The following is a 12,674-nucleotide window of genomic DNA, read 5'->3' on the forward strand; positions in this document are numbered from 1 at the left end:
GGGGGGCGGAGGACTGCTGCACGATCGAGTGACAGGTTCAGTAACGGAGCCTGAGTGGATGGTGTGGTCATGATGGTCTCGAATTCGACGGGGTCAACTTGCCGAGGCCAGCTTGGCGCCGACGACGGTGTAGGTGCGTTCGATCCAGGTGACGATTGCGATCCGGAGGTCGTAGCGGGTGGCCCACGGGCCGCGGTCGAGGACGTTCTTCTCCAGGAGCGCGAAGAACGATTCCATGGCGGATAAGGGGCACGCGCCGACCCGGCCCATCGATCCGATCATCGCGTGTTAGCCGTGGGCAAGAGTTGCGCGGCCGTATCGCCGCCAAGCCCGGGTTGAACCGGTTCCTGCGTGTCACCGCCGGTGGGAAGCTGCGCGTCGATGCCGCGAAGATCAAGACCAAAGCCAACTACGACGGCAAATACCTACCGCGATCGTCGGATCCGAAGCTATCGAGCGAGGACATCGCGGTCGGTTGCAAGCAGCTCCTGGAAGTGGAATGAGGCTGGCGCGACATGAATCCGTCCTCGACCTGCGACCGGTCTACCACCGACTCGAAGAACACATCCGCGCCCATGTCATCTTGTGCTGGCTGACATTGCTGCTGGTTCGCATCGCCGAAACCCGCACCGGCACCGCCTGGCTGGCCATCCGCCGCGAACTCGACCGTCTCCACATCGGAACCTTCGCCGGCCCCGCTGGCACCTTCCGCCGCCTCACCTACCCGACCAAGTCTCAACGCGACCTGCTCACCCGCCACAGCGCCCCCACACCCAAGCAGATCATCGAACTCACCCCAACGCCCTGACCAGCACCGATACCCACGCCTAGAGACACGCTCTCCAGGCGCACATCTCCATGCCACCGCAGCTGAGGACATAAATCATGGCTCCAGACACCCGGAATTCTGCGGAACCCCGGCATGATAATTCGAGTTAGGGTTCAGAGAAATCAGTCAGATCGCGGCTTGATCCCGAGTCCACAAAACCGGGAACACTCCAGACGAGTCTCCAACGGTGTCAGGAAGAACATCGCCTACGTTGCGTCCTGTACGTCGCGGGCTCGGCGCCCGCGAACGTCGGGCGCTGTCGTGGACGATCGCACGGTCGCCGCTGCTACCCGATCCGAATGAGCGGGCGAAGAGTTAGACCGGCACAGCCGAATCCACGTCGAACAAGACCGCATCGTTCTGGTGGTCCCCGTACGCCGCCGCGGGAGCAACTTCCGCGGCGTGCGGCAGCAATCTGTTCCGACCAGGATCCGGATACACCCATACGTCGTTGACCGCGGCGGTGAGCGCATCGGCATCCGGTGGGCATCCGAAGACCGCTTCGCACAGGATGTGCGACGACAGCCGCGGTGGAATCGCGTTGCCGATTTGTTGGGCTATGTCCTTGCCTTCCCATGGGTAGTCATGCGGGAAGGTTTGCAGGCGCCCCATCTCCGAGTGAGTCAGACGATGGATGTCGGCGCCGTCGAGATTCTCGACTCGGTTACGGGAGACTTTGCCGGTCACAGTGAATCCGGGCTGGTCGGAGGTCCGCCGACCGCGCGCCTTCGGGTCTCCGCCCGTCCCGTAATTCGACACGACGACAAAGGGATACGGACGGTCCAACGCATCTGCCATGGTGCGGCAGTTCAGCCGATCCCGTTCATGCATACCGTGCCGCGTTCCCTTGCGGAAACGATGATGTGTCGCTTCTGGTCGGCGAGGGGCACGATCACGATGCGCGATCAGGATAGCTCGTCTTCTGGTTTGAGGGACGCCGTACTCTTCGGCGTGCAGAATGTCGACCACTACTTTATAGCCACGAGACCGGAGAGCTTGGCCGACCTCCTGCCACACCGGACGGACCGTGGGCACCTGCTCCAGAACAATCGTCTCGAACGGCTGCTTGCGCAGTTCGATGGCTTCGATTGCCCAACGCAGCGGCTCGAGAACGAGCCGAGTTCGTGGATCGTCCAGCTGCGCGAGGTCCTGCCAGACGTTCTTGTCACCGGCGTTCATTCGCCGGGTGAATGCCACGACCTGATCCAGGGCGCGCCTGCCCGCACCCGCCCCTGCAACCGAGAAGGTCTGGCACGGCGGCCCGGCGGTCAGAATCCTCGCGTTCGGAAACTCTTCGACACTGCATTTGCTTACATCGCCTTGCAGGGTTTCGAGCTCGGCCGCCCTCCTCGTGGCACATGCGTTGTCATCCAGTTCGATACCGACTGCGGGTATGCCGAGCCATTTGGCCGCAACATCGAGACCACCAGGCCCGGCGAAGAGATCGACCATCTCGGCACGCGTGAAATCTACGGCACCGGTCGACATGTCAATGATCCTAGCCAGCCGGGTCGAAGGCGGGCCGAGGTGCCCCGAATACCTGGAGAAGATCACCTAGCATCGACGATCGCCCCTTCCTGCGATGAGTCGATCGTGACAAATCGGACCACTCGGTCCCCGCCGTGCTGCGCCGACGATGGCGCCACGAACGCGAACGCGATCACCACTCGGCCGGGATCCATTACACCTGTCGTCGATGCTTCCTCACGGTGGCCGGGCTCGATGACCGGATAGATGACCAGGGCACCTCGCTTGTCGTTGACCAACTTCTCGGTGTTGTGGTCGCCCGAGTCGGCCAGCGCCCCGGCAATTCGAAGCGCGACCGCACGGTGCTTCGGGTCGCTGATCGCACCGAACAACGGATCACGTCGGCGGTCACGCGCGAACCACGAAAACTGGCGTCCGCCGGAGCCGAATGCGATCCGTGGCCCGGTTTTGAGGTGTTGAGGTGCCAAGACTGCCCAGTCGTTAACAAGCGGGGTGCCCGCCTTGGTGATCTGCTGCAGGTACTCGAAATGGGGAGCGAATTGGGAGGGTGCTCGCCAACACAGCGACTCGACCAGACTCAGCACCTCGGCCGCATCGCGGGTACCGACGAAAGCTGGGAACGTGTGCGGCTTCGTCCCGCTGTCGAAGTTGTAGGAAAGTGTGACAGGTTCCGTGGACAGTGCATCGAGTATCGGCAGCCACAGTCGCGTGTTGAGCCGGAGATCTGGAACAGACGTCGGATAGGCCGTCGGTTCCTCCCACCGGCCTGCGGATTGGATCTCCACTAGCCGCGAGTTGTACATCTTGTTGGGGCTAGTCGGTTTGAGCCACGGCAGGTGTTGCGATACCAGCGGCGGCACCTGCGCGGGTGTCACCTGAGGTTCGCCATCTACAAGGACTGCGTACTGCGAAAGCTCTCGACGAAAGCTGTCCTCGTCCAAGCAGATCGCCTCGAACGCCTTGTAAAGGTCGACCCCCTTCTTCGCAGCACCACTTTCATCCCGTCCGATGTACAGCCGCACCAGATCGCGGTAACCCCGACGAAATCCGAACCAGCGGCCCATCTGCATCAACGCGGACATGTTCGTAGCACGCCTGCGGAAGTACGTCACGGTCAGTCCCTCGACCGTGAATCCGCGCGACAACTTCTGACCACCGATCAAGATCTTCCAGATGGATCGCTTGTCGAAGTCGGCCTCGCCCGTCTCGAGGTCCTTGTCACCATTAACCACGATGATCGGTTTCTGGTCACCGCTGATGCGGAAAGCTGCGGGTCCCACATACAGCATGAGCTCGTCATAAGAAGGGGGGACGGCGTGGCCCTCAGCTCGGGCAGCGGAGACGGTCGCGACGTCTTCCTCGAACAGTCGACGGAGCCGCGCATGTCCGGCCGCGCCGGAATAGCCTCCATTCCACCAAAGCCCGGTGACTCGCCCCAGAAGTTCACGATGATCGTTGAGCCAACTCGACTCGTGGATAAGCATCGTGTGGTGCTCGAAATAGCCCTCGGTTAGTCCGTGGTCCTCGCGGTACAGCTTCAATGCAGCGCTGAGGACGAACATGTCCATAGCCTGCTGGAGACACTCGGTGTCGTCGTCATCCCTTACAACCACATCGCGAACATGGGCCTTCTCGTTCGAATTCGCGTACGTTCGTTCGTCGTCCGGAACCTCCGAGTCGAGATCGTGGAAGTCGCCCGCACCCATGTAGCCATCGGGTCTCGGGAGCGAGATGATGAAGTCCTTGGGGAAGATGTCGGCGGTGTCGCTGGGATCGATGAAGACGTTGGCGTAGGGGGTCGCCGTGTAGCCAACATATTGTGCCCGCGGCAGCATGGTCAGGAGTTCCGAAATCTTCTGGTTGATTGCGGTTCGATCTGCATCGGGCTTCGGACGAGAGGTGTTGACGGAGGCCTCATCCGATTCGTCATCGATGATCAGGACAGGGATCTCGGAGAGTGGTGTCTTGATTTTGTTGAGGTCTTTGACAAGCTTGCTCAGAACGGTCTTGTTCTTCTTGACCACCATGAGCCGAGCGGACGCACGATGCAAGTTCCGCGGGTCGTAGAGCGGGTATGCAGGCTGCTGCTTCTCGAACTCAAGGGCGACGATGCCTTGTAGCAGGCTCTTGTAGTCGTCGTCGCGGGTGGTCATGCGCACGATGTCGAAGGCACCCAGAGCAGAAGGCAAGCCGCCGAATCGCACGAACCTCCCCTTGCTCCATGCCGGGTCATCGGCATAGTCGGATTCGTACTCGCCTGCGCCGCGCAAGATGTTCTCTCGGCCGACCAGTTCCATGTCGAGACGACGCTGAGTCTGCGCGCGCAGGAGGTTGAGCGTGCCACCGAGCACGATGACCAGGCGATAGCCCGCGTCGACAGCCTTTGCGATGACGCCTGTGAAATTGGCTGTCTTCCCGGACTGGACATAGCCAACGACCAGCCCCTTCGACTGGTACGCGTCGGCTCGTGTGGGATCGGCCAAGCGTTCGACGACACTATCGGTGGCGATGTCGAGACCTGCGATCGACTCTTCCGACCAGCCGTTGCGGGCAAGAACACCACGATAGGACGGCCAATACCAGGGTCTACCCTGCTGTGAGGCAGGGGTGTACCACGGTACGAATGTCTCGCTGATGACAACTGGCGGAACGGCTTTGACGACCGGAATGACGGCCTCGACCAGCTTCACCGTCGCCGAATCGAGGGCGAGCAGGCGGTAGATGTCGGCGCGGCGTTCCTCGGTGCGAGCCGGGTTGGTCGACCACGCGGGGTTTTCCACGAAGTCCCAGCGCGTCAATTGCTTGCGCCACATGTCGATGAGCGGGTCCCCCGGTAGAGCTTGAAACAGAGCTTGCCGGAAGTCGTCTTCGGTCGCGTGGGACTCCGCGTCCGCAGGCATATCCTCAGCCTGATACCGCATTGCACGGACAAGCCGCTTCGGCCTGCTACCCGCTAGGTCGGAAAGCACCGCACTGTGCAAGGCGAGCCGGAGTGCTTGGGACGTCGTCATTCGCTGTCTCCGGTCTCGTCGTCGGGATCGGTCATCTCGGCGCGTGCGGCCGCGAGCAGAATGGCCTGCCAGAGTTGCAGATTGTCCTTCACCCTCGGACCGCTGAACTCGGATTCGAAGACCTGGTAGAGCAGCAGATACAGCAGTGACTTCAAGACTGGTGCGTCGTTCAAGCTTCCGCGGCGACCTCCCAGAATCGCGGTCCGGAAACGCCGATTCAGCGAGATCACTCGCTGCTCACGATCGAGGTCGAAGAAGACATCGCCTGCGAGCTTGCGCCAGTGGATGGCGATGGGCTGCTCGCCCGGAATCAGCGGCAACTCCTCCTCGATCGTCTCACGCACCGTCGGCGCGAATCCGATACCCGCTGCGATGACAGCCTTACGCGTGGTTCCCGATCGCTTCCTTGCCTCGCGGTAGGTGATCTGCGCATCCGAGATGTACTCCGTGAACAGCCTGCCATCGTCGTCTCTGGCTTCCTCGAGTGCCGCTGCGAATACCGGGGTAGACTCGACTCCTTCTTTTTTGACACTGAGGCGGAAGACATCCGCGGAGTCCGCCGGTAGATCGACGTCGATCCGAGCCAGCGCAAGGTGCTGCTCGGGTTGGCGGAAGTTGTTCCAGCCACCGGCCTGCACAATGCGTCCGTTCCGATAGAAGTAGAAGCCTTGCCGGTCGAGCACCGTGCCCACAGATTTGTACTCGTCGAGTGATGATTTTGCGGGCCAGATGTGCGCCGTCAAAGGCACGCGACCAATCGACGGGACATCGGCGACGAAGGTACGCGGATAGTCGGGGTGACCGGTGACCGGGTATCCGAACGGATTCAACGGCACCACACCGAAGTTCATGTACACGTCGCCGGTCCGAATGTCCTCGACAGCGATGGTGATGTTGAAGTCGTCGCGCAGCAGAAAGCGATGCAGTTGGAGGCCCAGGTGCAGGCCCAACTTGTTGATGGTTCGGTGCAGGTAGCGGTCGGTCTGCCCGCCACCACCGTGCTGTGGGAAGTTCTTGACTCCGTCCCAACGAATCACCGTGCCCTGCCAGGTGATCGGGCAGCCGTTGTAGCGGTCGATGAGCGACTGGGCGTAGCGCGGGTCGACGATGTCGCATTGGAATCCCTCGCGCGCCCTCTCCATCACCCAACGCCGACCCGCGGGTCGAGTCTTGCGGGTACGGCTGGTGACTGTCACGGCAGCGGCCTGGCTCAGCGACGCTGACTTCAGACCGGTTCCGAACATGCCGAGCGCGTTTGCGGCATAGCCGCGACGGCCGCCGACCGTCATGGCGACGTCGAGTTCTTCGTCGGTCATGCCGTGACCGTCATCGATGATTAGCAGGCTGACGAGCGTGTCACCTTCTCGCAGAAAATGAACGACCACATCGTGGGCGCCTGCATCGATCGAATTATCGATCAGGTCCGCGATCGCAGCTTCGAAGCCGTAGCCCTGGCTGGTCAGCGCGTCCATGTACCGCGCGTCCGGCGGTAGGTACTTCGTTCCCGCCGTTGGTACCTCGAACTCCCACTCAGCCGTCATCGCCACCCCAGGTCACCCACGCCAACAATTCGAAGGAAAACTCTAGTGAAAGATCAGCAATCGGGTGGCGCGTGTTACAGGAATGTCTCCCCGGCTTCACGCGGGCAGGAGGCGGCTGATCACTTCCGTCAGCTGACGCACATTGCGGCATTCATGCATGGTCACGTGGTCCGCGTAGGTCGATGCCGCGGAGTCTCCTGTTGACCAGGACCGCGCGGGTTCGGGGTTGAGCCAGTAGGCGTGTTTGGCTCGGTCGGTCATGGCTTGGAGGGCGGGGAGGTTGGGGTCGGTGCGGTTGGTGCGGGCGTCGCCGAGGATGAGGAGGGAGGTGCGGGGGCCAAGGGTGTCGAGGTGGGTGTCGGCGAAGGTGCGGAGGGCTTCGCCGTAGTTGCTGCTGCCGAAGCGGGAGACGTTGGCTTCGCGGATGATTCGGGCGGACAGGCCGGGCACGGGTGGTTCGCCGGGGGTGAAGAAGCCGGTGATCTCGTCGCAGGTGTCGATGAAGCCGAAGCTGCGGACCTTGCTGAATTGGTCTTGCAGCGCTTGGACGAGTTGGAGGGTGAATTCGGCGAATCCGGTGACGGAACCGGAGAGGTCGGCGAGCACGACGAGGTCGGGGCGGCCGTGTTTGCGTGCGCGCAGAACGGGGTCGACGGGGACGCCGCCGGTGGCCATGGAGCGGCGCAGGGTGCGGCGCATGTCGATCTGGCCGCGGACGGCCTTGCGGCGGCGGGCGGCGAGGCGGGTGGCGAGTTTGCGGGCCAACGGGTTGACGAGGCGGCGCATTTCGGCGAGGTCTTGTTCGCGGGCGCCGAGGAAATCGATCCGGTCGGTGGCGGTGTCGACGCCGCGGCGGGCGATGTAGTCGGTGCCGCGCAGGTCGGCCGAGCGCAGGCGTGCCTCGGTTTGGACGGCGCTGCGGAAGGTGCGCAGCCGACGTTGCGCCTCGATGGTCTGGACGGCGGAGTCGAGTTCACCCGCGCCGTTCATGCCCGCGACGATCCGCTCCAGGAGTTCTTCCGGGCGAAGGGCTTTCATGGTCTGGTAGGAGGACCAGCCCGCACCGGAGGCGGTGGTGACCGGCCGGGAGGGTTGACCAGCGCCGCCCACACCGCCGTAACCGCCTAGCTCGGTGAGGGTTTGGCGGGCAAGTTCGGCGAGGGCCGCCTGATCGTCGGCGGCCAATGCGGCAGTGAGTCGCTCGCGCAGCGTGTCGACGGATTCGGGAACCGTTGCGGGCGTTGGTCGTTCGGCGGTCAGGAAGTAGAGGTCGAAGAGTTGGTCGAACACGGCGCGCTGGCCGTTGCGGCGGAGCAGGCAGGCGGCCAGTCCCGAACGCAGGCGGTCGCGGTTCTCGATGCCGAGCGCGACGATCGCCGAGGCGGCGTCGACGGTTTCGCTGGGTCCCGCGTGGATGCCGTGTTCGCGCAGCAGGCCGACGAAGTCGACGAGACGGTCGGTCAGCGTCTCGTCGGAATCGGGCCGCCAGTCGCGGCGGGACGCGCTCACCTTGCCCACTCTCATCGTCCGTCGTTCTCCGCGTCCGACAACGCCAACCGCTCGACCGCCACACGATGGTCCGACTGATACTTCAGCAACACACCCAGCGTCGAACGCACCACCCCGTTGGTCAGATTCCGCGCCCCCAGCGCGACGAGAGTCTTCGCCCAGTCGACGGTTTCGGCGATCGACGGTGCTTTGCGCAGCGGTAGTTCGCGCAACGCGCCGACCACCCGCACCACCGGTTCGCCGAGCGCGTCGTCCAGCTCGGGCACCTTCATCCGGACGATCGCGCGCTCGAGCTCGGCCGTCGGATAGTCGATGTGCAGGTACAGGCAGCGTCGCTTCAGCGCCTCGGACAGGTCGCGGTTGGCGTTGGACGTGACGATGACGAAGGGCTTGCGCACCGCGGTCACGGTGCCGAGTTCGGGGATGCTCACCTGAAAGTCGCCGAGCACCTCGAGCAGCAGACCTTCGAGCTCGACGTCGGCCTTGTCGAGTTCGTCGATGAGCAGGACGGTGGGTTCCGGGTTGCGGATGGCGGCCAGCAGCGGACGGTCGAGCAGGAACTCTTCGGTGAAGACGTGGTCGCGGGTCCGGTTCCAGTCCTCGCTGTCGGCCGCGGTGATACGCAGCAGCTGCTTGGCGTGGTTCCACTCGTAGAGGGCGCGCGCCTCGTCGATGCCCTCGTAGCACTGCAGGCGAATCAGGTCGGCCGCGGTCGCCGCGGCGACGGCCTTGGCCAGTTCGGTCTTGCCGACGCCCGCGGGACCCTCGATCAGCAGCGGCTTGCCGAGGTGTCCGGCGAGGAACACGGCCGTGGCGATGTCCATCGACGGCAGGTAGCCCGCGGCGGTGAGACGCCTGGTCACCTGGTCGACCGAATCGAAGAACTTACTCATCGGTAGCCAGTGTAGAAGGAGGCTTCGGCCCCGCTCACGCGACCGCCGGGCCGCGCACTACGCCACAGGCTCTGTCCGGTTCACGCACCCGGTTCGGCGGCGATGACGCGTCCGGTCTCGATCGCCGCGAGCAACGCCTTGTGGTCGTCGAGGGTCTGATCCGCGTACGCGACGGCGAACGCGGCCATCGCGCGATCGAACGCGTCACCGGTCCCGAGGTAGGCGGCGATGGCGACACGATCGCCGGAGCGGGCGTGGGCGCGCGCCAGGCTGTACCCGCACAGCGTGGCGTATTCGGTCAGCGCCGCGAAGGACATGTCCTCGATCACCGCGGAGCCCTTCATGTCTCGCAGCTGGCGCCAGTAGTAGTGGCGACCCTCCGGCCCACTGGCCCAGCCGAGGAAGATATCGCTGGCGGCCTGCATGAGCCGCTGCCCGTGCACCACCCGGTGGCCTTGGTGCCGGAAGTGGCTCGGCGTGAGATGTGGGCTCAGCACCGATTCTTGGGCCTCTTTGACCTGGAGAAACAGCGGACTGGCAGTGTCGCGGTCGACGAGCAGGGCGATGAAGCATCTGGTGCCGACGCTGCCGACGCCCACCACCTTGCGGGCGGCCTCGATCAACCGGTGCCGGTCGAGCAAGATCCGGCGTTCCTCCGGCAGACTTCGACGGTAGGCGGCGAACACCGACGAGACCGCGCCCGCTTCCTCCGGTTCGAGGGGCGTCAGCAATGGCGGACGCGGCCGGATCCGGAGGCCGCCGTCGGCGCCGGGCTCGGTGAGCTTTCCCAGCGCCTGCAGGCTGGTGCGGGCGCGCGCCGCCGCCATCGTCCGTTCGACGCCCTTGCGCCGCTTGGGATTGTGCACCACCTCCGCGACCGCATCGGCGTTGATCTGCTGGTACCAGACCGTCATGCCGTCGAGCGCGGCGAACCGGAGCATCGCTTCGCGGTAGCCGCGAGCCGCGGCGAGCACGGCCTGCTCCGCGTCGGCGTCGGGGCGGCCGTTGGCCCGCGCTGCGACCGCGACGCTGGCGGCCAGGCGCTTCACATCCCATTCGAACGGACCGGGCAGGGTCTCGTCGAAATCGTTGAGGTCGAACACCAGCGAGCGTTCCGGCGAGGCGAACAGGCCGAAGTTCGACAGGTGCGCGTCGCCGCACAGTTGCACGATCAACCCGGTGTTCGGGGACGCGGCCAGATCGGCGGCCATGATGGCGGGCGCGCCGCGCAGGAACGGGAACGGCGCGGCGGCCATCCGCGCGTAGCGGAGGGGAACCAGCTCGGGGATGCGGGTGGCGGCCTGGCGCTCCAGGGTGGTAACCGGATCGATGCGGTCGGCCGCAGGACGCCACTCGCCGAGTGCGGAACGCGAGATCCTTTTGCGCGCCGCGCGTCCGAGCTCGGCGGCGGTCGAACCGGGTGACACCGCGGACGGAGTCGTCATTTGCCCAGTCTGGCGCGTCGCGACCGCTGGGGCAAGGCTCGGGAAACATCGCGGCGAGTCGGAAGCCGTTCGCGGGACCCCCGGACGCTGGTGCTATTGCCTGAGATTTGCTCTTCGCGGCGCGCGGCCGCGGGCTGCGGTGGCCTCTCCGAACGGAGGGGACGACCGGCCGGGCGGCGGATACGATTGCCGCGCAACGAGTACGCCAGGGCGGTCCGGTGGAACCCCGGCGTCGCACTCAGGGGATCCCCCCATCGGGGTAATACTTCGGACTGAAAGTTTTCTCGAATGCCGATCTCCCAGTGACCTTTCGGCCCGAGTGGTGCAGAGTGTAGGCGTGCGGTCGCCCGTACGGCGGCATGTCCAGGGGGTCGCATTCCGGCGACGACGACGGCACGTCCTATCCCGACCCGTTCGCCCAGCTCAGGCGAACGGATCTCCGCGAGGGGATGGCGAACGGGCAGTTCGCCGCAGAGTGAAAGGATTCATGTTGTCCATCACAAGCAAGTCCGCGACCGGACGGATGCTGGCCCGCGTGGCTGTCGCAGGCGCGGTCGCCGCAATACCCTTGGCCGCCTTGGCCGTACCCGCAACGGCCGAGCCGGGCGCCCCCACTGTCACCGAGGTCCGTCACCACCACCCCAGGAATTGCCACGGGAACTGGGGCTGGGATCTCTGGGACAACGACTGGAACGGTTGGAACCAGTGGGATCGCTGCGACGGCTGGCCCGGTAACGGCTGGCCCGGCAACGGCCACTGGGGCTGGCCGCGCGGCTCCTTCGGCAGCAGCTAGAAACGAAACGGCCCGGCACCCCTCGGGTGCCGGGCCGTTTTGCGCGACAACGCTTACGCGGTCTCGGTGATCGGCCGGTCGACCCAGCTCATCAGGCCGCGCAGCTTGGCGCCGGTGACCTCGATCGGGTGCTCGGCGTTCTTCTTGCGCAGACCCTCGAGCTCCTTGTTGCCGCCCTCGACGTTGGCGACCAGGCGCTTGACGAAGGTGCCGTCCTGGATGTCCTTCAGGATCGCCTTCATGCGCTCCTTGGTGTCGGCGTCGATGACCCGCGGACCCGACAGGTAGCCACCGAACTCCGCGGTGTCGGACACCGAGTAGTTCATCCGCGCGATGCCGCCCTCGTACATCAGGTCGACGATCAGCTTCAGCTCGTGCAGCACCTCGAAGTAGGCCATCTCCGGCGCGTAACCGGCCTCGACCATGACCTCGAAACCGGTCTTCACCAGTTCCTCGGTGCCACCGCACAGCACAGCCTGCTCACCGAACAGGTCGGTCTCGGTCTCTTCCTTGAAGGTGGTCTTGATGACGCCCGCGCGGGTGCCGCCGATGCCCTTGGCGTAGGACAGCGCCAGCGCCTGGCCCTCGCCCTTCGGGTCCTGGTCGATGGCGATCAGGGCGGGAACGCCCTTGCCGTCGACGAACTGACGACGCACCAGGTGGCCGGGGCCCTTCGGCGCGACCATGCCGATGGTCACCTCGGCCGGGGGCTTGATCAGGCCGAAGTGGATGTTCAGGCCGTGGCCGAAGAACAGCGCGTCGCCGTCCTTCAGGTTCGGCTCGATGTCGTTGGTGAAGATCGACGCCTGCGCGGTGTCGGGCGCCAGCACCATGATCACGTCGGCCCACTCCGAAACCTCGGCCGGGGTGCCGACGGTCAGGCCCGCCTCCTCGGCCTTCGGGCGCGACTTCGAACCCTCGGCGAGACCGACGCGGACGTCCACGCCGGAGTCGCGCAGGCTCAGCGAGTGCGCGTGACCCTGGCTGCCGTAGCCGATGACAGCGACCTTGCGGCCCTGGATGATCGACAGGTCGGCGTCGTCGTCGTAGAACATCTCGACTGCCACTTTGGTTCCCTTCTGGAGGATCATCCCCGCCGCGGCGGGGAGCACCGTGCTCGCGCAGGTGCTGGATGTGAAATTTCAGATCAACTCGGTTCCCCGCC

General features: G+C 64.8%; 8 protein-coding genes and 2 pseudogenes. 2 read left to right on the top strand and 8 right to left on the bottom strand.

Annotated elements, in window-relative coordinates; all coding sequences use genetic code 11:
• Positions 1-47 precede the first annotated feature (47 nt).
• A pseudogene (locus NL1_RS36050) lies at positions 48-288 on the bottom strand (IS3 family transposase); the annotation flags it as partial.
• Between NL1_RS36050 and NL1_RS40360 the strand changes: the two are divergent.
• Positions 282-808: pseudogene (locus NL1_RS40360) on the top strand (IS1634 family transposase); the annotation flags it as partial. The pseudogenes NL1_RS36050 and NL1_RS40360 sit on opposite strands and share 7 nt — an antisense overlap.
• A 336-nt stretch (positions 809-1,144) precedes the next feature.
• Here the strand turns inward: NL1_RS40360 and NL1_RS00310 are convergent.
• The 6 genes from NL1_RS00310 to NL1_RS00335 form a co-directional block, all read right to left on the bottom strand.
• A complete protein-coding gene (locus NL1_RS00310; RefSeq protein ID WP_067832659.1) occupies positions 1,145-2,317 on the bottom strand; it encodes a DNA cytosine methyltransferase in 1,173 nt (390 codons plus the stop codon).
• A gap of 62 nt (positions 2,318-2,379) precedes the next feature.
• On the bottom strand, positions 2,380-5,217 hold the full coding sequence (locus tag NL1_RS00315; RefSeq protein WP_245673018.1) for a Z1 domain-containing protein: 2,838 nt from the start codon (positions 5,215-5,217) through the stop codon (positions 2,380-2,382).
• 107 nt (positions 5,218-5,324) lie between these two features.
• Positions 5,325-6,800 carry an ATP-binding protein gene (locus tag NL1_RS00320; protein WP_245673019.1) on the bottom strand — a complete coding sequence of 492 codons (1,476 nt, stop codon included), beginning with the start codon at positions 6,798-6,800 and terminating at the stop codon, positions 5,325-5,327.
• Positions 6,801-6,965: 165 nt separating this feature from the next.
• The gene (locus NL1_RS00325) at positions 6,966-8,393 is read right to left on the bottom strand and encodes a vWA domain-containing protein (protein WP_084510184.1); all 1,428 of its coding nucleotides are present in this window, start codon (positions 8,391-8,393) and stop codon (positions 6,966-6,968) included.
• Entirely contained in the window at positions 8,390-9,271 is an 882-nt protein-coding gene (locus NL1_RS00330) for an AAA family ATPase (protein ID WP_067832666.1), read from the bottom strand. The genes NL1_RS00325 and NL1_RS00330 overlap by 4 nt, the downstream gene beginning before the upstream one ends.
• 80 nt (positions 9,272-9,351) lie before the next feature.
• Entirely contained in the window at positions 9,352-10,716 is a 1,365-nt protein-coding gene (locus NL1_RS00335; protein WP_067832668.1) for a DUF2252 domain-containing protein, read from the bottom strand.
• Between the two features lie 487 nt (positions 10,717-11,203).
• Here NL1_RS00335 and NL1_RS00340 point away from each other — a divergent pair, with 487 nt between their 5' ends.
• Positions 11,204-11,509, top strand: coding sequence for a hypothetical protein (locus NL1_RS00340; RefSeq protein ID WP_156094578.1), 306 nt, complete (start codon positions 11,204-11,206; stop codon positions 11,507-11,509).
• Positions 11,510-11,562: 53 nt separating this feature from the next.
• Here NL1_RS00340 and ilvC read toward each other — a convergent pair whose 3' ends face one another.
• Positions 11,563-12,576 (bottom strand): ketol-acid reductoisomerase, encoded by a 1,014-nt coding sequence (gene ilvC, locus NL1_RS00345; RefSeq protein WP_067832930.1) that lies wholly within the window; start codon positions 12,574-12,576, stop codon positions 11,563-11,565.
• Positions 12,577-12,674 lie beyond the last annotated feature (98 nt).

Source organism: Nocardia lijiangensis NBRC 108240 (assembly GCF_001613045.1).
GTDB classification, from domain to species: Bacteria; Actinomycetota; Actinomycetes; order Mycobacteriales; family Mycobacteriaceae; genus Nocardia; species Nocardia lijiangensis.

Coding starts and splice junctions, on each gene's coding strand:
- NL1_RS00310 (WP_067832659.1), bottom strand. CDS start 2,317: ATGTCGACCGGTGCCGTAGATTTCACGCGTGCCGAGATGGTCGATCTC.
- NL1_RS00315 (WP_245673018.1), bottom strand. CDS start 5,217: ATGCCTGCGGACGCGGAGTCCCACGCGACCGAAGACGACTTCCGGCAA.
- NL1_RS00320 (WP_245673019.1), bottom strand. CDS start 6,800: ATGGACGCGCTGACCAGCCAGGGCTACGGCTTCGAAGCTGCGATCGCG.
- NL1_RS00325 (WP_084510184.1), bottom strand. CDS start 8,393: ATGAGAGTGGGCAAGGTGAGCGCGTCCCGCCGCGACTGGCGGCCCGAT.
- NL1_RS00330 (WP_067832666.1), bottom strand. CDS start 9,271: ATGAGTAAGTTCTTCGATTCGGTCGACCAGGTGACCAGGCGTCTCACC.
- NL1_RS00335 (WP_067832668.1), bottom strand. CDS start 10,716: ATGACGACTCCGTCCGCGGTGTCACCCGGTTCGACCGCCGCCGAGCTC.
- NL1_RS00340 (WP_156094578.1), top strand. CDS start 11,204: ATGTTGTCCATCACAAGCAAGTCCGCGACCGGACGGATGCTGGCCCGC.